General features: G+C 69.4%; 21 protein-coding genes. 5 read left to right on the top strand and 16 right to left on the bottom strand.

The annotated features are described in order from the left end of the window. Nucleotides 1–164: 164 nt before the first annotated feature. Nucleotides 165–1,637 (bottom strand): potassium/proton antiporter, encoded by a 1,473-nt coding sequence (locus tag BXU09_RS05355; protein ID WP_078301036.1) that lies wholly within the window; start codon nt 1,635–1,637, stop codon nt 165–167. Between the two features lie 467 nt (nt 1,638–2,104). On the opposite strand from BXU09_RS05355, the gene pheS reads away from it, so the two are divergent. The 4 genes from pheS (at nt 2,105) to BXU09_RS05335 (ending at nt 6,964) form a co-directional block, all read left to right on the top strand. Beyond that, nucleotides 2,105–3,124, top strand: coding sequence for a phenylalanine--tRNA ligase subunit alpha (gene pheS, locus BXU09_RS05350; RefSeq protein WP_078301035.1), 1,020 nt, complete (start codon nt 2,105–2,107; stop codon nt 3,122–3,124). Continuing rightward, nucleotides 3,121–3,570, top strand: a complete 450-nt coding sequence (locus tag BXU09_RS05345; RefSeq protein WP_078301034.1) for an NUDIX domain-containing protein — start codon at nt 3,121–3,123, stop codon at nt 3,568–3,570. The genes pheS and BXU09_RS05345 overlap by 4 nt, the downstream gene beginning before the upstream one ends. 86 nt (nt 3,571–3,656) lie before the next feature. Further along, nucleotides 3,657–6,155 (top strand): phenylalanine--tRNA ligase subunit beta, encoded by a 2,499-nt coding sequence (locus BXU09_RS05340; RefSeq protein ID WP_078301033.1) that lies wholly within the window; start codon nt 3,657–3,659, stop codon nt 6,153–6,155. Between the two features lie 146 nt (nt 6,156–6,301). Next, entirely contained in the window at nt 6,302–6,964 is a 663-nt protein-coding gene (locus BXU09_RS05335; RefSeq protein WP_144011991.1) for a hypothetical protein, read from the top strand. Nucleotides 6,965–6,985: 21 nt separating this feature from the next. Here BXU09_RS05335 and BXU09_RS05330 read toward each other — a convergent pair whose 3' ends face one another. From BXU09_RS05330 to BXU09_RS05310, 5 genes are all read right to left on the bottom strand, one after another. After that, a complete protein-coding gene (locus BXU09_RS05330) occupies nt 6,986–7,951 on the bottom strand; it encodes an NUDIX domain-containing protein (RefSeq protein ID WP_078304778.1) in 966 nt (321 codons plus the stop codon). A 5-nt stretch (nt 7,952–7,956) separates the two neighbouring features. Next, a complete protein-coding gene (locus tag BXU09_RS05325) occupies nt 7,957–8,658 on the bottom strand; it encodes a creatininase family protein (RefSeq protein ID WP_078301031.1) in 702 nt (233 codons plus the stop codon). A gap of 179 nt (nt 8,659–8,837) precedes the next feature. Then, nucleotides 8,838–9,386 (bottom strand): YccF domain-containing protein, encoded by a 549-nt coding sequence (locus tag BXU09_RS20125; protein ID WP_144011990.1) that lies wholly within the window; start codon nt 9,384–9,386, stop codon nt 8,838–8,840. A 116-nt stretch (nt 9,387–9,502) separates the two neighbouring features. Next, the gene (locus BXU09_RS05315; protein ID WP_078301029.1) at nt 9,503–10,723 is read right to left on the bottom strand and encodes a hypothetical protein; all 1,221 of its coding nucleotides are present in this window, start codon (nt 10,721–10,723) and stop codon (nt 9,503–9,505) included. Nucleotides 10,724–10,791: 68 nt separating this feature from the next. Then, a complete protein-coding gene (locus BXU09_RS05310; protein WP_078304776.1) occupies nt 10,792–11,298 on the bottom strand; it encodes an NUDIX domain-containing protein in 507 nt (168 codons plus the stop codon). Nucleotides 11,299–11,338: 40 nt separating this feature from the next. On the opposite strand from BXU09_RS05310, the gene BXU09_RS05305 reads away from it, so the two are divergent. Further along, nucleotides 11,339–12,601, top strand: a complete 1,263-nt coding sequence (locus tag BXU09_RS05305) for an aminotransferase class V-fold PLP-dependent enzyme (RefSeq protein ID WP_078301028.1) — start codon at nt 11,339–11,341, stop codon at nt 12,599–12,601. 37 nt (nt 12,602–12,638) lie between these two features. Here BXU09_RS05305 and BXU09_RS05300 read toward each other — a convergent pair whose 3' ends face one another. The 10 genes from BXU09_RS05300 to BXU09_RS05255 all read right to left on the bottom strand — a co-directional run bounded on the left by BXU09_RS05300 (nt 12,639) and on the right by BXU09_RS05255 (nt 20,862). Continuing rightward, nucleotides 12,639–14,162, bottom strand: a complete 1,524-nt coding sequence (locus BXU09_RS05300; protein ID WP_078301026.1) for a GGDEF domain-containing protein — start codon at nt 14,160–14,162, stop codon at nt 12,639–12,641. A gap of 93 nt (nt 14,163–14,255) precedes the next feature. Further along, complete coding sequence (locus BXU09_RS05295) at nt 14,256–14,849, bottom strand: TM2 domain-containing protein (protein WP_078301024.1); 594 nt, start codon at nt 14,847–14,849, stop codon at nt 14,256–14,258. 63 nt (nt 14,850–14,912) lie between these two features. Continuing rightward, nucleotides 14,913–15,749 carry a methyltransferase domain-containing protein gene (locus BXU09_RS05290; protein ID WP_078301022.1) on the bottom strand — a complete coding sequence of 279 codons (837 nt, stop codon included), beginning with the start codon at nt 15,747–15,749 and terminating at the stop codon, nt 14,913–14,915. 83 nt (nt 15,750–15,832) lie between these two features. Continuing rightward, nucleotides 15,833–16,849, bottom strand: coding sequence for an AAA family ATPase (locus tag BXU09_RS05285; RefSeq protein WP_240501028.1), 1,017 nt, complete (start codon nt 16,847–16,849; stop codon nt 15,833–15,835). 50 nt (nt 16,850–16,899) lie between these two features. Next, on the bottom strand, nt 16,900–17,490 hold the full coding sequence (locus tag BXU09_RS05280; RefSeq protein WP_168174565.1) for a nicotinamide mononucleotide transporter family protein: 591 nt from the start codon (nt 17,488–17,490) through the stop codon (nt 16,900–16,902). A gap of 13 nt (nt 17,491–17,503) precedes the next feature. Then, a complete protein-coding gene (locus BXU09_RS05275) occupies nt 17,504–18,088 on the bottom strand; it encodes a hypothetical protein (protein ID WP_144011989.1) in 585 nt (194 codons plus the stop codon). Further along, nucleotides 18,085–18,609, bottom strand: coding sequence for a hypothetical protein (locus BXU09_RS05270; RefSeq protein WP_144011988.1), 525 nt, complete (start codon nt 18,607–18,609; stop codon nt 18,085–18,087). Before BXU09_RS05270 ends, BXU09_RS05275 begins: the two co-directional genes overlap by 4 nt. A 116-nt stretch (nt 18,610–18,725) precedes the next feature. After that, nucleotides 18,726–19,142, bottom strand: coding sequence for a helix-turn-helix domain-containing protein (locus BXU09_RS05265; RefSeq protein WP_144011987.1), 417 nt, complete (start codon nt 19,140–19,142; stop codon nt 18,726–18,728). Between the two features lie 2 nt (nt 19,143–19,144). Further along, nucleotides 19,145–19,435: a type II toxin-antitoxin system HigB family toxin gene (locus BXU09_RS05260; RefSeq protein WP_158235817.1), complete on the bottom strand. Its 291-nt coding sequence runs from the start codon at nt 19,433–19,435 to the stop codon at nt 19,145–19,147. A 32-nt stretch (nt 19,436–19,467) separates the two neighbouring features. Further along, the gene (locus BXU09_RS05255) at nt 19,468–20,862 is read right to left on the bottom strand and encodes a nicotinate phosphoribosyltransferase (RefSeq protein WP_078301012.1); all 1,395 of its coding nucleotides are present in this window, start codon (nt 20,860–20,862) and stop codon (nt 19,468–19,470) included. Nucleotides 20,863–21,006 lie beyond the last annotated feature (144 nt).

Genomic DNA, 21,006 nt, shown 5'->3' with positions numbered 1-21,006 from the left:
CGCCCACCTTATACGGACTCCGATTGAATGGGCTGCAAAGACCGTTCAATCCGAGCGGACGCGAGTAGGAGCAAAACGGGTTCCGGACGTGGAGCCGGCAATCCGGTGAAGTTCCGGATTGTCAGCGAAACAAACGGAATCCGTATTACGGCCGCAAGGGGCAGCTATACGGTCCCGGCCGGGCGGTGCAGCTTGCCTTCCACTTCCCGCAGCTCGGTCTCGCCGGCCAGCACCAGCAGGCTGTCCCCGGCGAGCAGTTCGGTCGCGCCCTTCGGAATCAGGAACTCCCCGGCCCGGTGAACCAGGATCACGAGCGCCTCGGGCGGCAGCCTCAGGTCCATGATGCGCTGCCCCACGGCGGCGCTGCCCGCCCGGACCTCCACCTCGACCATCTCGTTCTTGTTGTGCCCGGTCGGCGTGTAAGTGATCGGGTACTGCGTCACCTCGGGCAGCGCCTCACGCACCCGCAGGAAGCGCGCCACCAGCGTCAGCGTCGTTCCCTGCAGCAGCACGCTGGTCAGCACGATGAAGAACACGATGTTGAACAGCGTGTTCGCCTGCTCCACCCCGGCCAGCAGCGGAAAGGTCGCCAGGACGATCGGCACCGCGCCGCGCAACCCCACCCACGCCACCATGCTCTTCTCGTTCAGCGGCATCTTCGCGCGCGCCAGACTCAGGTACACGCTCAGGGGCCGCGCCACGAACACCAGCACCAGCGCGCACGCCAGCGCCAGTCCCGCCGTGGGCAGCAGCTCGTGCGGGTTCACGACCAGGCCCAGCGTCAGGAACATCGCCACCTGCATCAGCCACGACAGCCCGTCATGAAACGACAGCAGGCTGCGCCGGTGAATGAACTCGGCGTTCCCGATGATCACTCCGGCGATGTAGATCGCCAGGAACCCGCTGCCGCCCGCCACCGCCGTCCCCGCGAAGATCGTCAGGGCCAGCGCCAGACTGAGCACCGAGTACAGACCCTCGAACTGCAACTGCAGGCGGTTCAGGATCCACAGACCCGCGCGGCCCAGCACGACCCCGAACACCGCCCCGATCAGCATCTGCTTGACGAACAGCGGCACGATGCTCAGCACGCCCAGTTCCGGATTCGCCATCAGTTCCAGAATGCCGACCGTCAGGAAGACCGCCATCGGGTCGTTCCCGCCCGACTCGAACTCCAGCAGCGGCGCCACGTCACCCTTCAGGCCCAGCTGCCGCTCCTTGAGGACGCTGAACACCGCGCTGGCGTCCGTGCTGCTGACGATCGCGCCCAGCAGCCACGCCGCCAGCCACGGAAACCCGAACGCGTAGTGCGCGAACGCCGCCATCACGCCCGCCGTGACCAGCACCCCCACCGTCGCCAGACTCAGGCCCCGGCGCACCACCGGCCGCGTCTTGGCCCAGTTGGTGTCCAGCCCCCCCTGAAACAGGATGAAGCACAGGGCCAGCGTACCCAGCGCCTGAGCCAGCCGGTAATCCTGAAACTGAATGCCCAGCCCGTCCGACCCGGCCAGCATGCCCACGCCCAGGAACAGCAGCAGCCCCGGAATGCCCAGGCGGCCTCCCAGCCGGTTGACCAGCAGACTGACCAGCAGCATCACCCCGACAGCCAGCAGGAACAGCTCGGTGTGAACTTCACCCATCCTGACCCTGCCCGTTCCACATCAGTCGCCGTAATCCGAATTCAAAAGAAGACCTGCCGCGCAGTAATGACATCATGCTGTCATGGTCGCATGCGTCCAGGCGCACGAAAAAGGACCGGGCACCCCCTGGGCGGCCCGGACCGGGAACATGAAGGCCCGGTGAACTGCCGGCTCATCAGTCGCCCGGCTGCCAACCCGGCCACCCGGCGTTCCGGCCAGCCCCGACCGAAACGGACAGCGCCCGTACCAGCCAGAAGAACAGCGGCAGGGCAGCGCCGGCCGGATGCTGCGCCCGCGCAAACCTGCTACCCTGACAGGCATGACGCCCCGGCCCGGTACACTTTCGCCGTTTACCCGCTCCGGGGTCACGCTCGCCTGAACCTCAGGCCGCAGCGAGTCACCCCGCCCACCCCCGTGAGGCGGGGCTTTTTCATGGCCAGACCGTTCATTCCCACACAGGAGAACCCATGCAACACGAAGCCATCCAGGCCATCCAGGCGGCCACCACCCTCGAAGCGCTCCAGACCGTCAAGACCAGGTACGTCGGCAAGAGCGGCCTCGTCACCCGCGAACTCGGCTCCCTGGGCAAACTGCCCCCTGAGGAACGCAAGGCACGCGGCGCCGAGATCAACGCCGTCCGGCAGGCCATCCAGGACGCCCTGGATGAACGCGAAGCCACCCTGAAGCGCGAAGCCCTCGACGCCCAGCTGGCCAGCGAAGTCATCGACGTCACCCTCCCCGGCCTGCCGCTCCCCGCAGGCGGCCTGCACCCCATCAACCGCGTCTACGACGACCTGACCGGCATCTACGAACGCCTCGGGTACACGGTCGTCGAGGGACCCGAAGTCGAAGACGAACACCACAACTTCGAAGCCCTCAACGTCCCCTGGTACCACCCCGCCCGCGACCTCCAGGACACCTTCTGGCTTGAGGACGGCCGCCTGCTGCGCACCCACACCAGCCCCATGCAGATCCGCTACATGGTCAATCACGAACCCGACCTGAAAATCGTCGTGCGCGGCAAGGTCTACCGCTACGAAGCCACCGACGCCACCCACGAAAGCATGTTCCACCAGCTCGAAGGCCTCGTGGTGGGCGACCACATCAGCATGGCCGACTTGAAAGGCACCATCGCCGAAATGGCCCGCGGCCTCTACGGCCCCGGCGCCAAAGTCCGCTTCCAGCCCAGCTACTACCCCTTCGTGGAACCCGGCGCCGACTTCGCCGTGTACTGGGACAACCCCCGCGGCGAAAGCAAATGGCTCGAACTCGGCGGGTGCGGCATGGTCCACCCCAGCGTCTTCAAAGCCGTCGACGACCTCCGCGAAGCCCAGGGCAAGGAGCGCGTGTACGAAGGCAAGACCGGCTTCGCGTTCGGCCTCGGCCCGGAACGCATCGCCATGCTCAAGTACAAGATCCCCGACATCCGCTACTTCTACGCCAACGACCCCCGCGTGATCGGGCAGTTCCGGGGAGAGCTGGAGTGAGAGCCCGCGCCGTCGCCATCATCCTCAATGATCATCACGAAGTCCTGCTCATGCTCCGGCGCAAGGCGGGCCGCGCATACGCCACGTTGCCCGGCGGTGGCATCGAGGACGGCGAGACGCCCGCACAGGCCTGCATCCGTGAGGTACTGGAGGAAGTGAACCTGACCGTCACCGTCGGCCCCGAACTCCTCGTGCTGGAGAACATCGGCAACCTGGAGCACTACTTCCGGGCGCAGGTGCAGTCCGGCGAGATGCGCCTCGGCGACGGCCCGGAAGCCATCCGCAGCAGCGACGAGAACTGGTACTCGCCGCAGTGGGTGCCCCTCACGCAGCTCGACGCCGTGAACCTCGTGCCCGAGCGGGCGCGGGAACTGGTGCGCGAGGTGGCGCACGGACCCCTCACCCCAACCCCTCTCCCCACGGGAGAGGGCCTGACAGAAAGCTGAAGCCAGAGCGTTTTTCTCCCTCTCCCTTGGAGAGAGGGGCGGGGTGAGGGGTTCCCTACCCCCCGACCAACTCAAGAGGTTACTCAATGAAAATTCCGTATTCGTGGTTGAAGGAACTGGTGCCGGGTCTGCCGGTCGTGTCGGAGCTGGAGCCGATTTTCGCGCAGCTGGGTCTGCCGCTGGAGGGTGTGGAGGAGGTGCCGGCGCCGCCGGCGGGGGTGCTGCTGGTGGCGGTGAAGGCGGCCGAGGCGATGCCGGGCACGCAGCTGACGCGCCTGACGCTGGATGTCGGTGAGCACGGCGAGAAGGTCATCGCGTCGGGTGCGGGGAACGCGGTGGGGCTGCCGGCGGGGACGATGCTGGCGCTGGTGTCGCCGGGCACGGAGCTGGGCGGCATGACGTACGGCGTGCGGGCCTTGCAGGGCGTGGAGTCGTGGGGCATGGCAGCCAGCGCGAAGGAGCTGGGCCTGGGCGAGAGCGCGGCGGGCCTGATGCTGTTCCCGGCCGGGACGGCGAAACCGGGGACGCCCATGCGGGAGCTGTGGGCGGCGGATCACGTGCTGGACGTGGAGGTCACCCCGAACCGCGCGGACGTGCTGAGCGCGCTGGGGCTGGCGCGGGATCTGGCGGCGTTCCTGAAACTGGAACTGGTGCAGCCCCCGGCCGGGCCGCAGGCGGTGGGGGAGGGCGAGATCCGCGTGTCCCTGCCGCCCAAGGGCATCCGCATCGAGCGGGACCCGACGCAGAAGCTGCGCTTCGGCTGCGACCGCTTCGTGGCCCGCACCGTCAGTGGGCTGCGGAACGGCCCGTCGCCGCTGTGGATGCAGCGCCGCGTGACCCTGTCCGGCATGCGCTCCATTGACCTGATCGTGGATACCAGCAACTACGTGATGCTGGAACTGGGTCAGCCGACGGCGCTGTACGACCGGCGGGACGTGCGCGGCGATCAGATTCTCGTGGCGTTCGGGCTGCGGCAGGGCGAGCGGGTGCGGGACCTGATGGGCGGCGAGCACGAGGTCGGCCCGGAGGACCTGCTGATCCTCGACGGCGCGCAGCCCGAGGTGTCCACCGTCGCGGAGGCGTTCGAGACCGCAAAGCAGCCCAAAGTGGGGGATACGGTGCTGGGCATCGCGGGCATCATGGGTGGCGACCACGGGCACGTGCGGGCCGACACGACGGACGTGGTGGTCGAGGTCGCGCACTTCGACCCGGTGCTGCTGCGCCGCACGAGCACCCGCCTGGGCCTCAAGACCGACGCCGTGTACCGCTACGAGCGCGGCGTGGACCCCCTGCTGCCCGAACGCGCGGCGGCCCGCTTGGTGGGCCTGCTGGGCGACGCGGGCGGGCAGGTGCACCCCGGCGCGACCGTCGTGGGCGACCCCGAGATCCCCGGCCGGATCGAGGCGACGGGCGAGCAGATCCGCGCGCTGCTGGGCATGCCCGTGGACACCGACGAGATGCGCGGCATCCTCACCCGCCTGGGCTGCGTCGTGGAAGGGGAGGGGGATACCCTGAGCGCCCTGCCACCTTCGTGGCGGGTGGACATGGCCATCTGGCAGGACCTCGCCGAGGAGGTCGCGCGCCTGCACGGCTTCGTGCATCTCCCCGAGAGCCTCCCCACCCTGCGCGTGCATGAAAGCAACATCGGCGCGGAGAAGCCCGGCGTGGCCCGCGCGACCCTGCGCCGCACCCTGGCCGGACTGGGCGCGCAGGAGGTCGTCACGTACACCTTCACCAGCGACGAGGAAGCCGGGAAGGCCCGCACCGAGCGGCCCGGCGTGCGCCTGCGCAACCCCCTGACCGCCGACCGCACCGGGCTGCGCACCGCGCTGTACCCCAGCCTCGTGAAGGCCGCGCAGGCCCACGCGAAAGGCGACCGCGTGCTGATCTTCGAGATGGGCCGCATCTTCCCCGCCAGCGGCGAGACCGAACGCGTCGGCCTCCTGATGCGCGGACCGCTGGCACCCCGCACCGATCAGGCGGGCGTCGCCGGGGACTTCCGGGCGTTCAAGGGCCTCGTCGAATCGCTGGCGGGCACCCTGGGCGCCAGCTTCGAACTGCGCCAGATGGGTGGTACAAGCGTCGCGAATCAACTGGAAGTGTTGTCGGGGCACCGTAAGGACGCCCCACAAGCCCTGCACCCCGGCATCGCGGGCGAGGTCATCTGGAACGGGCAGAGCGTCGGCTGGCTCGGCGCGCTGCACCCCGAGATCGCCCAGGCGTTCGGCCTCAAGGGCGACACCTTCCTCATGGAAGCCGCGCTGCCCCTGCCGGGCCGCGAGTGGGCGTTCCGCGACCCCAGCCGCGCCCCCGCCGCGTGGCGTGACCTCGCCGTCATCACCCCCACCGGCGTCAGCTACGGCGAGATCGCCGCCCTGCTGCGCGAACACGGCGGCACCCTGCTCGAAAGCGTGGAACCCTTCGACGTGTTCACCGGCGAGCAGATCGGCGCGGGCAACCGTTCCGTCGCCGTGCGCCTCGTCTTCCGCGGGGATAGGACCCTCACCGACGCCGAGGTGGACCCCGTCATGGACGCCCTGATGACCGCCGTCCGCGCGCAGGGCTGGAATATCCGCGAGAAGTAACCCCTCTGCGGGGCAGCTCTTCGAGTCCGCCCCTCCGGGGCACCTCCCCTCAAAGGGGAGGCAGAAAGAGGCCAGGGTCATGTGCTCTGGCCTCCTTTCCGTGCAGGTGCAGCAGCGGCGCCGGGTGGGGGCGGGTAGGCTCGGGCATGACTTCCGAGACAGTGACGGCAGATGTGCGCGGCTTCCGGGGCGAGGCGCTGCCCTGCATGGTGAACCGACACCCGCCGGGCGAGGCGGTGGGGGCGGCGCTGCTGCTGCCGGGGCTGGGGTACGGGGCGCGGCAGCCGGGCCTGCTGTACCCGGCTCTTCTGCTGGATGAACTGGGGTTCGACACGCTGGCACTCGACACCCGCTGGAACGTCCCGGCGTTCATGGACGCCCCGCCGGAGGAGCAATTGGCCTGGCTGCGGGAGGACGTGCGGGCCGCCTGCCACGCGATCCTGCCGGAACCGGGGGGTGCTTGTGTGGTGGCGAAATCCATCGGGACGCTGGGCCTGACCCTGCTGCTGCAGGGGGGAGCGGTGCCGCCCGGTGCGCGGCTGGTGTGGCTCACGCCGCTGCTGGAACGCCCGGAGGTCCGCGCGGCCATCGCGGCGCACGCGGCGACCTCGCTGGTCGTGATCGGCACTCAGGACGGCCACTACCGCCCCGAGTGGATCACGGAACTGACCGGCGCGGGCGTGCGGGTGCTCGTACTGGACGGCGTGAATCACGGCCTTCAGGTCGAGGGGGACGTGGTCGGCACGCTGGGCGCGCTGCACGCCCTCATGCGGGAACTCCGCGCGTTCCTGACCGGGCAGGCTGAATAAGGGGCTGCCCGCTGAGTCGGGTCAGCCGTGCGTGCGCCACCAGCGGAGGTTCGCGCGGATCAGTTCGCCGCTCAGTTCCTCCTCGGGGGGAAGGTCATCCCGGCTGAACCAGCCGACCTCCAGCACCTCGCCGGGCTGGGGGGTGAGGGTGCCGGTGACGCCGTGGGCGCGGTACAGGACCGACACGAAGTCCACGACGTGTCCGTTGGGGTACGTGAAGCGGTACTCGGGTCCGGCGAACATGCGCAGCGGTTTCAGGTGGGCGGCGTGCAGGCCGGTCTCCTCGAACAGTTCCCGCGCGGCGGTCTGGGCGAAGGTCTCGCCGGGTTCCAGGCTGCCGCCGGGGAGCGTCCACAGGCGGGTGTGCCCGTGCCGCAGCAGCAGGAGGCGCCCCTGGTCGTCGGTGATGAGGACGTTCGAGCCGGGCGCGAACCAGGGGCGCGGGCCGATCACGCGCCGTAAGTCCATCAGGAAGTTCCCGACCGGCGGCGCGGGTGGCGTGGGGGCCAGGGGCATGGGCGGGAGGCCCGCGCGGGCACGCAGGACGTTCATGCTGGCGCGGTTGGCGTTGTTGCTGAGGTCCGGCAGGGCGTCCAGCGGGAACCACTGGAGTTCCAGCGTCTCGCCGCTGTCGTCCGGCGCGGCGTGCTTCAGCGCGGCGGCGTTCAGGGTGCCGTGCGCGCGCATCCCGATGATGTAGATCTCGTGCCCGTTCGGGTAGCGGTGGAACAGCTCCGGGCCGTCCTGAAGCCCCTCGGGCAGCGGCAGCAGCGTCAGGTTCGGGCAGTCCAGGCCGGTCTCCTCGAACAGTTCGCGTCGCGCGCCGGTCAGGAAGCTCTCGCCGGGTTCCAGCGCGCCGCCCGGTTCGCCCCACAGGCCGTCATCACCCCGGCGTTGCAGGAGCACCCGCCCGTGCTCGTCCTGAATCAACGCGCCCGCCGACGCCGCCATCAGGGGACGGTTGCCCCACACGGCCCGCAGTTGCATCAGGGTCACGCCCAGCCTCCCTGAAGCAGGGCGCGCGTCTCCGCGACGGCCTCCTGCCAGATGCGCTGCATCTCCCGGTCCGGGCGGCGGTGCAGCCCGCCGTAATTCCCGTCGCCCAGCCGCTCCCGCACCAGCGCGGGCGGCAGTTGCCGCAGGGCCGCCACGTCCACCATGGGTTTGCGCTCCTCGGGGGCCGCCACGCCCTCCAGGCGCGTCCAGGGGAAGTTCTCCATCCAGCTCGCGTGACTCGCCAGTTCGTCGGTCGCCTGCACGGCCGCCCAGGTGCGCGGCGCGTTCCACCAGTTATGCCACTGCACCCGCGCGTCCGGATGCCGCGCCAGCCACTCCCCCAGCCACCCCTGCCCCGGCGAGTTCCCCCCATGCCCGTTCACGATCAGAATCCGCCGGAACCCCTGGGCGTGCAGGCCGGACAGCAGGTCGTCCAGCAACGCCAGGTACGTGCCCACCCGCAGACTCACGGTGCCCGGGTACGCCGTGAACGACGGCGTCACCCCGTACGGCAGCGCCGGGAATACCGGCACGCCCAGCCCGTCAGCGGCCTCGGCCGCCACCCGCGCGGCGAGGCGCGTGTCGGTCGCCAGACTCAGGGTCGCGTGCTGCTCGGTGCAGCCCAGCGGCAGCACGCAACGGTCCTCGGTGCGCAGCGTCTCGGCCACCATGGCCCAGTTCATGTCCTCGATCCGCATGAACCACGCTACCTCACCGCCCACACCGGCGCGGCCGCAGACAGGGCAACCCGGAAAGGCGCAGGCCGGAGCACCCGCCCCGGCCTGATATCAGGAGATAGAAGTGACTGTTCCCTTTGGTGGCATCGGCACGTTGCGCCGGTACGCGCAGCAGCTTCTGACGACCGCCATTTTCTGGACTACAGGATGAAGGAATCCAGAGCGCGGCTGAGCATCAGCAGGCCAATGGGAAGCCCGATCACGCTGATACACAGCAGAAGCGCCACGCCCACCCAGATGAAACCAGCCCACCAACCGATGAAGAGGAAGTACAGGAGGCGGATAATTGTTGAAGGATGCTGACGAACATTGCTGACAGCCGCCACATTCGCCGTGGCAGTTGAGACACTACTGCTCGTGTTGGTGATGTTGACGATAACTGGCGCGGGCGTAGCGGGCGCCTGCTGCCCAGTCATACGCATACGAATCTCGGCGCGCATCTGCTCTTCCTGAAATTTGGCCAGTTCTTCAGCTTCGATGCGGGCGCGCAGAGCAGCCTGGGGATCTGTCTGGGCACGTTGAGGGGAGAATGACGACGGCACAGCACCGATTTCACTTCCTGCTGCCGGAGCAGTGCTGGAAGCTGGTGAGGTGATCTCAGTGCTGGGAGCAGAAATCAGTTCAGTAGACGGTACGGAAGTGATTTCTTCTGTGGAAACTTTACGTAGTGAAAAATTGTCGTCGTTCATTAAACCCCCTGTGATGCTCTGTCCCTGTAGATGCGGCGGTGCAGCGCGTCAACTGCCTCACTCTTCCGTGCAGGTGTCTCCAGTACCTCCTACGACTGAGTGGTGATCTGGCCGGTTCAGCGGCGCGGGTTGGCGAGTTCCTGCAGGTCCTTCTCGGCGGTGCGGAAGTCCGCTTCGACCAGTTTGCCGCTCTTCACGTAGCGGAACTTCACCTGATCGCCCGGCTGCAGGTCCATGTCGTTCCCGTCGGCCAGCGGGCCGAAGGCGGTCACGACGGCCTTGCCGTTGAAGGTCAGGGCGGCGTTCACGGTCCCGCCGATCCGGTCCAGGGCGTTGGGGGCGTTCATGGCCTGGGCGCTGAATTCCAGGTTGCTCAGGTCGCGCAGGTACACGTTCAGTTCGGTCTTGTGGCTGGGGATGTCCAGCGTGCCGGTCAGGTCGGCGCGGGTGGGCGTGAACGCGAACGCGTCGCCGCAGCGGTTGCGGGTGGTGCCGGTCACGTTCAGTTTCATGCTGGCCGCCACCTTCTCTTTGGTGGTCGCGTACTGCGCCGAGCCGCTGAGCAGCACGTCCTTCTCGGTCCAGGCGTATGCCAGGTCCAGTTTGACGGGGGCGTTCGCCTCGCGGCCCGCCCAGCCGCTCAGGGTCAGTGCGGTGGGGCCGACGGTGTTCAGGCAGTCGCCGGGCGTCATGTTGAACTTCAGGCCCGCCACGGTCTTGCCGGAGGCGGTGACGCTGCCGGTCGCATTGGTGGGCACTTCCTGCTGCACCATCACGCTCTGCCCGGTGCGGTAATCGTACCGGTAGCCGTTGTTCACCCAGACGGTCGCGGCGCCGCCGACCTTCCACTGGGCTTGAATGCGCAGGTCAGAGCGGGCGTCCACCAGCACGTACCCGTCGGTGGGCGTGGTGGTTTCCGAGATCGTCCCGTCACGGTTGATGGTGCGGGTGCCGGTGGGCAGGGCTTCCTGCACGGTCGTCAGGGCCTGCGTGGTGACGCGCCCCTTCCCGCCGATGCCCTGCACGAAGCTCTTGCCGAACGAGGCGGCGCCGCTCAGGTCCAGGCTGTTCGGGCGGACGGGCGCGCCGCCCACATTGAACAGACCCAGCAGTGTTTTCAGGTCGGGGTCCAGGTCCGGGTTGTTCGGGTCGGTCATGGCGGCCATCTGTTTGGCGGCGCTCTGGGCGGTGCCGGCCACGTCCTGTACTTCCAGGCTCTGGCCCACGACAGGGGCGGCGGGTTCCTTCTGGGCGGGATCGGTGGGGGTGGGAGTGGTGCGGTCGCAGGAGGCGAGCAGCAGGGCGCCGACAGTCAGCAGGGCAAGGGAACGTTTCACATGCTCAGCTTAGGGAGTGTTCAGAAAGCTGTCGTGCTGATATGACGCACCCCTCCCACCAGTCGCGTCTAGGCCGGGGGCTGGGGCAGTTCTGGCAGGCCCTGCTCGCGGCGCAGCAGGTTCAGGCTGGCGACATTGATCGCGCCGCTCAGGGGCGGCAGGTCGGTCAGCGGGAACCACGCGAGGGCCAGTGTTTCGCCGCTGTCGTCGGGCGCGGCGAGGTCCAGCGCGGCGGCGCTGAGGGTGCCGCGCGTGCGCAGGCCCACCTGATAGCGGTCGCCGCGCGGCGTGCTGATGCGGAAGGCGGGGCCGTCGATCAGGGCGTCCGGGAGGGGCAGCAGGTGCAGGTCCGGGCAGATCAGGCCGGTCTCCTCGAACAGTTCGCGCTGCGCGGCCTGCAGGAAACTCTCGCCGGGGTTCAGGTGCCCGCCGGGCGTGCCCCACCGGCCGTCGTCGCCGCGCCGTTGCAGCAGCACGCGCCCGTGCTCGTCCTGCACGAGGACGCTGACGCCCACGGACAGCGTGGCGGCCGGGCGGGCCGGGAGGGTGGTGAAGGGGTCGGGTGGGCCGGACATGCCCGGCACCCTAGCGCGGCGCGCGGCGTAGCGTGAGGGCATGACCGACACGCCCCGCCCGGACGCCCACCCCGCCGAACCCTGGAGTTACGAGACGACTGCCGTGCAGAGCAGCATTCCGCGCGGGCTGGGGCAGACCATCGGCTTCCCGATCCATGCGGCCGCCGCGTTCCAGTTCGACACGCTGGAAGAAGCGCAGAGCGAATTTCAGTACAACACGGGCCTCAGTTACGCCCGCCTTCAGAACCCGACCGTGCGGGCGCTCGAAGACCGCCTGACCACCCTGGAGGGCGGCGCGGCCACCGTGGCCGTGGCGAGCGGGCAGGCGGCCACCCTGACCGCGATTCTCAGCGTGTGTCGCGCGGGCGATCACGTGGTGTCGGCGTCCAGTCTGTTCGGCGGGACGACCGGGATGCTGGGTAACATCTTGCCGCTGATGGGCATCACGGCCACGCTGGTCGAGAACACCCCGGACGCCGTGCGGGCCGCCATGCAACCCAACACCCGCCTCGTGTGGGCCGAGATGATCAGCAACCCCGCCGGGGACATCGCGGACATCCGTGCTTTCGCGGACATCGCGCACGCGCACGGGGCGCTGCTGGCCATCGACAACACCTGCGGCGGCGTGGGCTTCCTGGCCCGGCCGCTCGCGCACGGCGCGGACATCGTCAGTCAGTCCCTGACCAAGTGGGCGGGCGGGCACGGCAGCGTGCTGGGCGGGGCCGTCACGGTCGGCACCGGGCACGACCTGACCCGCAATCCCATCTACACGGACGGCGGCGAGCAGAGCATCCTGAACGTGCGCGGCGACGCGGCCCTCGCGTGGCGGCAACGCTGGTTCGGCGCGCACCAGCTGGGCATGACGCTGGCCCCGCACAGCGCGTTCCTGATCGCGCAGGGCCTCGAAACCCTCGCCCTGCGACTGGAACGCGAGAGCGCGACCGCGCTGGGCCTCGCGCAGTGGCTCGAGGCGCACCCGCGCGTCGGGAAGGTCAGTTACCCCGGCCTGCCCAGCCACCCGCACCACCACCTCGCCCAGACGTACCTGCGCGGCGGGCAGGGCGCGGTCCTGACCTTCGAGGTTCCGGACCCCAGCGCGTTCCTGTCACGTGTGCGGGTGCTGCGCATCGCCCCGAACCTGGGGGACGTGCGCACCCTGGTCGTGCACCCCTGGACGACCACGCACGCCCGCGTGCCCGAGGCGGCCCGCCACGCCGCCGGGGTCACGCCGCTCACCATCCGCATGAGCGTGGGCGTCGAGGCCCTGACCGACCTGAAAGCGGACATCGAGCAGGCGCTGTAACCCCGTTCGTCCGGCTTCCGTCCGGCTGGAATCCGGATCAGTCGAACAGGGTGGGGGCGTGCGGGACGGGCCGCTGCGCCTTACGGTCGCGTTTCACGCGGTACATGGCGTGATCCGCGCCGGACAGCAGGGCGCTGGTGGTCACGCCGGCCGTCAGGGCGCTGTGCATCTGCCCCAGCGATCCGGCGGTCGTGAGGGTCTGCCCGTCCGGCAGGGTGATGGGCCGCGCGATCAGCGCCGCGATCTGCCCGGCCAGCGCCTCGCCACGCTCGGGGGTGCCCAGGAACACCAGCGCGAACTCGTCGCCGCTCAGGCGGGCGGGCAGCAGGTCGGGTTCCTGCCCGGCCAGTTCCGTCAGGCGGTATCCGACCGTGCGCAGCACCTCGTCACCGGCGGCGTGCCCGTACCCGTCGTTCACGTTCTTGAACCCGTCCAGGTCCAGGAACAGCACGCCCACGTCGGTTCTGGCGGGATTCTGCGTCAGCCAGCTGTCCAGGCGGTCCAGGCACGCGCGGCGGTTGGGCAGGCCGGTCAGGTCGTCGGTGTGCAGTTGCCGCCACAGGTCCCGGCGGCTGCCCTGAAGGGCCTGCGCGGTGCTGCGCAGCCGGGTGGTCAGGCGGCGCTGGCGGACCCCCAGCAGTTCCTGCCGGGCCAGCAGCAGCGCCGTGAGGGCCATGATGCCGCCGAAGGTCACGTTCTCCACCGCTTCCCCATGCGAGATCAGCGCCCAGGTGAGGGTCGCGACTCCCAGCGCCACGTACGGTCCGGCCTGCACCAGTGCCGGTACCCAGGCGGGCCGGTTCCATTCCGGGTCGGTGGTGAGGGTCAGGGCCCGCAGGGCCGACAGGCCGAAGGCGCCCATGGCGGCCGTCCACAGCGCCGTGACGGGATGCAGGGGCGAGTACTGCCCGCGGGCGCTCAGGATCACGTACGCCATGTCGCCCACCACGATCAGCAGGACGCCCGTGACGAGTGGCAGGACGATCAGGGGCAGGCGGCGGCGGGTGAACAGCAGGGCCAGCAGCGTACTCAGGACCCAGGCGTCCAGCGCCGGGTACAGCGCGCCCGTCCACCACGCCAGCTGCCGCTGCTCCGGCGAGGCCTGCACCAGCACGACGTACAGCGGCAACACGATGGTCAGGGTGGTCGCCAGGATGTTCAGGCGTGACATCAGCGGCAGCGGACGCCCGCCCCGCAGGGACTGGAGTGCCCACAGGACCAGCGGGTAGAACGCCAGGTACAGCAGGTCCGGCAGCCCCGGCTCTCCTGTCGAGACGGCCATGGACGACGAGGTCAGCACGAAGGCGGCCTCGCCCGCCACGTACATCAGCGTGGCGGCCAGCAGGCGGCGGAACACGCCCCGCAGGTCCGGCGGGGCGCGGACGGCGGCCAGGGCCAGCAGCAGCAGCGCCGCCGCCCGCATCAGTCCCGAGAACAGCAGGACCGGGCCGGGCTGGTCCGTCAGCAGCAGCGTGAGAACCGTTCCGCACAGTCCGGCCGTCAGGCACACTCCTCCCCACCACCAGTAGGCTGGCAGGAAGGGGGAGGTGCGGACGTTCATGCCTCCAGTGTTTCACTCCCGCGTTGACATGAATCCCACAACCCCACCCCGAACCGCTTCATGAACCGGTCAGCTGGGGGGAGGGGTGGCCGCTTACAGCCAGGCTTTCTGGCCCACGATGTACTCGCGTTCGAAGTCCGCGTCACTCCTGGTCAGGTAGATGATGCCCTCGACCAGTCCCAGCAGGCCCACGGCGCTGCTGACCAGCGCGGCCAGCGGCAACGTGATGACCAGCCCGAAGCCCAGCGTCAGCAGGCCCAGCACGAACGCCACGATCCACACGCCCACGTTCACGCCCAGCATGATCGCGCCGGGCGTGGTGTTCCCCAGGTAGAACTTGTGCACGCCCAGGCTGCCCAGGAAGATGCCCAGCAGCCCCGCGATCAGTTTCTTCTGCGCGACGTCCGCGCGGCCCAGCGGTTGCGGGGCCTGTGGTCGCGCCGGTTCCCCGAAGCGGTCCAGGTTCGAGGCGGGCGGCGTGATGGGCCGCGCCCCCAGGTCCGGCTGGGGCGTCGCCGGTTTCGTCAGGGACGGCGAGACGGTCGGGGCCGGGGTGGCCGTGGGAATCCGCAGGTCCTGGGGGCGCCCGTCGTCCGGCCCGCTCGTGCCGGCGCGGCCCAGCACTTCATCCACCCACGACGGCGCGTTTCCCGGCGTGCCCTTGCCATCATCTTCCGGTCTGGTCATGCCCCACAGTACGCCCCGGAAGGCCAGCGGTTCATCCTCCGAAAGTCGCCGCGCCCCTGGGGGTCATTCGGGCCGCACGCCGCGTGCCACGATCACCGGCAGCGGCACGGTCAGCGGCCCCCGCAGGAACAGCGGCGCGAGGTCCAGCCCGCAGTGCTGCGCCGCGATCTGCGCCCGCACGGAAGGCGCGAAGCCCGCCAGCGGCTGCCCCTCCAGGCCCGCCGCGATCTCGTCCCAGCGGTCCCCCACGCACGCCAGGGTGTACGGCAGGTCCGTGCGGTCCACCTGCACGTCCCGCAGGCCCGCCCCCAGCAGCAGGTCCCGCGCGGCCTCCGGCGTGGGAATGCGGCCCAGCGGCGGGAACCCCGGCGTGACCCCGTGCGACTCCAGCCGCGCCCGCCACAACCCCGGCAGGTCGCCCAGCAGGCGCCGCCCGAACGACGAGAACACCACCGACCCGCCCGGCCGCACCACCCGCCGCCACTCGCGCAGCGCCGCGCCCATGTCCGGCACGAAGAACAGCCCCGACGCGCACACCACCACGTCGAACGATCCGTCCGGGAAGGGCAGGTGCGCCGCGTCCCCCACCACGAACTGCGCGCCCGGCACGCGCCGCCGCGCGACCTCCACCATGCCCGCCGACAGGTCCAGGCCCACCACAGACCCGCCCGCGCCCCCCTGACCGGCCCTCACCTGCCCAGCCCTCACCTGCCCGGTCAGGGCCAGCGCCACGCCGCCCGTCCCGGTCATCACGTCCAGCGCCACCTGCCCCGGCCGCGCGCCCACCCGGTCCGCCACGAACGCCGCCACCCGCGCCAGGAACCCCAGCCGGTCGTACCCGCCCGCCAGCGCGTCGAACTGCTGCCGGTTGCGGTCCTCCCACCCCTGTGGTGTCGTCATGCCCTACCTTATCCGGACTCCGATGGAATGGGTTGCAAAACCCGTTCCATCCGGGCGGCTGCGAACAGGGAACGGACTCCGTACTACGCCCCGTTCAGGGCGGCCTGCACCTGCGCCACACGCTCGGCCACCGTGCCGCGCAGCAGCGTGAACGGTACGCCGCGCGTGGCGAGGTCCTGCCGGATGAACGCCTGCTGCACGGCACGGACCTCGGTGTTCGCGCGCCAGCCGTCCTGTTCGTGCGGGAGGTCGGTGTCGCACAGGAACGTGTGCGCGTAGCGGGTGCGGCAGGCATCGGCCAGGGCGCTCAGTTCCGCCGGGGCCGCGCCGGTCAGCAGGTGCGACCACATCAGGGTCGTGGCGGCGTTCGTGTCGCTGAACACCCACTCGCGCACGCCGGGCGACCGCGCGGCCTCGTCCTCCAGCGCCCGGTGGCCGCGCGCGATCTCCAGGAAGTGCCCTGGGCTCAGCGCGCCGTTCTCGCGTTCGTACACGTCCCGGCCGTACTCGCGCACCCAGGTCGTGCCGAACGCCTCGCCCAGCGCCCGCGTCAGGGTGCTCTTGCCGGTGCTCTCCGCACCCAGGATCACCACGCGCTGCACGAAATGGGCGTACACCACGGGATCAAGGAAGTGGCGCAGGCTGTGCACGTCCGCCCGCAGAGCCGTTCCGCTGACCGGCACCGCCGCCCGCGCCCGGTCCACGCACACGTGCGCTGCGCCCAGCGACGCCGCGAACGCCTCGCCGTACCCCTCGGACGTGAACACCGCGTCCGGCCGCACCCCCCAGCCGTCCAGCACGCCGCGCACGTACTCGCGGTGCACGGCATCCGGCTCGTCGTTCAGGGGTGGGTTCGGCGCATCCGGCAGCAACTCCAGCCCCGGAAACAGCCGCGCCGGGTACAGCGCCCGGATCCAGCCGCGCCGCAGCGGACTGGGCATCTCCGGAAAGTCCGGCCGGGAGTACACCCACACGCTCACGCGCTCGCACTGCTCAAGCGCCGCGTCCAGCAGGAGCATGTGCCCCCGGTGCAGCGGCGCGAACTTCCCGACGATCAGGCCGTGCTGATAGGTTTTCACCAACCCACTTTCGCTGGTCACACGCCCCCTCACCCCAGCCCTCTCCCGCCAGGGGAGAGGGAGAACAACCATCAGGCAAACGCCACTTCCCGCCGCTCGTCCCGCCGCCACGCCTGCCAGCCGACCACGCTCATGGCCGCCAGCACGAACTGCAACGCGAACAGCACCCAGTACTCCGCGTGCCAGAAGTACACCGCCTGCACGGCATTCACCGCGATCCACACCGGCCAGGACCACGCCCAGCGGCGCGTCGTCCCGAAATTGGCAATCAGCGCCAGCGTCACCGCCGCGAACTGCACCCAGTTCCACGCCGCGCTGAAATCCGTCACGGCCACCGTGTACGCGAAGATCGCCAGACTTGCCGCCCACGTTACGCCGTACCAGAGCGGCTCGTTGAAACGGATCTCGCCCCGCGCTCGCCGCGCCTCCAGGTGCCACAGGTACAACCCGTGAATCCCGAACAGCAGGTACGTCACCTGCAAGCCCGCCAGCATCCACTGCCCGCCCGACGCGAACAGCAGGAAGTACGGCAGCAGCGACAGGTTGCTCCAGTGCCAGTACGTGCTGCTCTTCGCCCACAGGAAATACAGGCTGACCAGCACGCACAGGCCGCCCGTCAGGTCGAGAACCAGCGGCGGAATGCTCAGGCCGAGAATGTTCATGCGTGCCCCCCGTTCACGTCTCGATCCGCAGGGTCGCCACGCCCGCCCACGCACCCAGCGGCAGTCGCGCCAAGTCGATCAGCAGCAGCGCCACGCGACCCGCCGTGACCGTCACCAGCCGCCGCTCCGGATGGGCCAGGAACAACGCCTGCGCCGCCCGGATGGCCTGCACTTCCTCCGGCGCGTAGAAGTCCGCTGCGTTCCCGTCCGCCTCACGCCGCGCCAGCCGCTCCGCCACGCGGAAGTCCGATCCGGTCACCTCCACCTCGACCTCGCCGGTCGGGAGGGGCAGCAGGCCCAGCCAGTCCACGCGGCCCAGCTCCTCTGGCGTGAACGCGCGCGGCAGCACGAACGGCACGTACGGCGTGTCCGTGTCGCTCGATTCGGTCAGGGACGACATGGCCCCCGCCAGCGCCGCAGCAAACGCCACGCCCTCCTGCACGGCCCCGGCACTCGCCGCTTCTCCCAACTGCTCCGGCCAACCGAACACCCCGTCCGGCGACAGACGACCCGCCACCACCACCGGCGACACCGACCCATCCGCCCGGTACGCCACCAGACGCTCCAACTGTAAGGGCACGTTCAGATCACCGTTCATAAGTCTCCTTCCCACTCATTCCCGCCCAGTCGCGTCAGCACGGCCACCTGACGCGCCAGCGCCGTGAGCGTCCACGCGGCTTCCGGCTCGCTCCACTCGTCCCGGCGCACGTCCGCCCGGCTCAGGAATCCCTGTTGCGCCAGCCCCAGCAGCGCGGAGGCGAACTCCTGCCGGGACAGCCCAGCCACCGTCGCCGTGCCGTTCACGGGCAGGCTGTCCGCGAACGGGTCGATCGGGTCGAGCAGGTCGAACAGACCCACGAATACCCGCAACTCCCGGTCAGACAGACCCTCGATCACGCGCATGGTCTGGAACTTGTCCGGCGCGGGCGGCGGGAAGGCCAGCACGCACCCCGCCAGCGACCGCGCGATGAAGCGCAGCTTGTCCTCGGACTCCGCGACCTCCGCCGCCCGCACCGCCTGCACCACGTTCGCCTGGAAGGCACCGGAACGCAGGTAGGCGTGATCCACCGACCCCGCGAAGGCCCGCAGCAGCGCAGCGAACTCGGCCTGCACATGCACGGCCAGCCGCGCCGCCTGCCGCTCGTTTGCATAGGCGAACCACTCCGGCAGGGAAGAGGAGGGGAGGCCCAGCGGTTCCAGGGAGCGCAGGGCCGGGAGGAGGGGGGTCAGGGCGTTCAGAGGAACATCCCGGGATTCACCTGAAAGAACGCGCCCAGCTTCCGCGCGTGATCTGCCGTGAACGCCCGTCGCCGCCGCAGCAGGTCGCTGATGGTGCTCTGCGGAATGCCGGTGGCGGCGGCCAGTGCCTGCTGCGTCAGGGGCCGCTGCTGGAGCAGGAAGGCCAGCATGTCCGGTCCGTCTGCGTCTGGTACCGGGAATCGCCGGGCCTCGTACGCCGTGATGCGCTGCGTCAGCAGTTCCGCCAGGGGGTCCAGCGGGTGCGGCTCCTCGCCCTTGACCTCGAAGTCGAAGGTGTACAGGAACGCCGTGGCGCGCGCCAGATCATCGTCGGTGCGGATGTCCATGAAGAATTCGGGGGCCAGCCCGCTCAGCTCCTGGAAGGAACGCGTGATTTCCGGAAAGTTCGTCATGGTCACCTCAACTCCTTCGTCCAGGCGTCGTACTGCCGGTGGGTGTACACGCCCGCGATGTAGAAGCGTCTCCCGGCGAAGTTCGGGCGGACGATCAGACGGTACCGGTTGCCGCTGATGTCGAACACGAGGAATCCCTGCACCCAGTCGGCGCTGCCGAAGTCCGTTTTCACGTCGGCGAACGAGGTGTACTCGCGTGCGCGGACCAGCCGGTACCACTCGCGCAGGGGCTTCTCGGCGTCCGGGTGCTCGGTCCAGAACGCGATCAGCACGGCCAGTGTCAACGCGTTCATGCCCATGCCCATGATTATAGCATGGCGCTATATCAGGCCCGTCCCCGCACTGCCTCCAGCGTGTCCCGCACCAGCAGTTCGCCGTCGCGGTACACGGTGCGCAGCAGGCTGCCGGGGAAGTCCGTATCAAACGTTTTGTACGCTTTCGTGACCATGCGGCCGCCTTCCTGCACGAGGTCGAGGACGCCGTCCTTGCTGCGTTTGCCGGGGTCGGTGACGGGGTCTTTGTAGATGCCGCGGTACTCGCCGTCGATCAGGCCGGCGCTGGCCTTGTACGCGAAGCGCTGCGTGTCGCGGTCGACTTTCTGGAGGAGGGCTCCGCCCATGCCGAAGCTCACGTTCTCGGCGCTGTAGCCGTCCACGTCGAGGTTGTCGAGGATCTGGCGGATGGTGTGTTCGTCGATGCCGTCGCCCTGGATGACGCGGACGTGGTTCAGGACCTTGTAGCCTTTGCTGTTGGTGCTGGTGCCGTACTTGGCGGCCAGGGCGTTCACGGCGAGGCGGACCATGGCGGGGGGTTCGCCGCTGTCGGGCCGGACGACCAGGGTGCCGCCGGATTCGATGACCTGCTGTCTCAGGGTGTCGCCCCAGAGGTGGTTGATGGCGTTCTTGAGGTCGTAGGAGTCGCTGACGACGGCGTACACGCTGCCGGGGCGGCTGAAGCGGGTGATCATGTTGCGGTACGCGTCGACCTCGTGTTCCTTGCCCCAGCTGGTGATGGTGCTGTGTTCGGCGGCGGGGATGCTGAAACCTGCGAGGTCGCTGTCGTAGTGGTTGCGCCCCACGCGCAGGGCTTCGAGGGTGTCGCTGCCCTGGAAGTTGATCAGGTGCGCGAGGCCGCCGATGCCGGCGCTCTCGCGGCTGCTCACGCCCCTGGAACCGAAGTCGTGCAGTTTGAACGGGAGTTCCTCGGCGGCGTGGTCGCTGGTCTTCTCCAGCGCGGCGCGGATGATCTCGCGGATGAAGTAGCTCTGCGTGGCGACGGTGGTGGGGTACCAGACGCGCATCAGCATGGTCTCGAACCAGCCGGGCAGCCAGGGCAGTTCGGGGTCGGTATTCGTGCAGGTCATCAGGACGTTGTGGATGGGCACCAGCGTGCCTTCCGGAACGGCGCGGATGTGCAGGGGCAGGCGGCCGCCGTGCACGTTCACGATGCGCATCCAGCCGTCATAGGGGAAGGGTTCGCCGTGCGCTTCGATCAGCGTGCGGGCTTCCTCGACCATCTCGGCAGTGATCCGGCGGGTCAGGTAGCGGTCGAGGATGTACTGCAGTCCGAAGAAGCGGGTCTGCGGGTACCGGCCGCCGCGCGATTCCAGGTAGGAGAACAGGCGGGTGGTTCCTGTGGGGTACTGGAGGAAGTGGCTGCTCTTGTAGGAGTCGGTGTCGAGGATCAGGTTGTCGTCGCTGAGGGGGGTGCGGGTGGTCATGGGGTGCCTCCTATGGTGACGCCTTGTCTTGACTCATAATCCAGAAATCAATTATGAAAACTATGAGCAGGTCGGGCTGACTCCGGCATCATGTTGCTTCCCATCGGGGCGACCCGACCACCCACACGCACTTTTCCCGACCCA

The sequence above is a fragment of the Deinococcus sp. LM3 genome, assembly GCF_002017875.1.
Classification (GTDB): Bacteria; Deinococcota; Deinococci; order Deinococcales; family Deinococcaceae; genus Deinococcus.
This window is presented reverse-complemented; position numbering and strand designations above follow the sequence as displayed.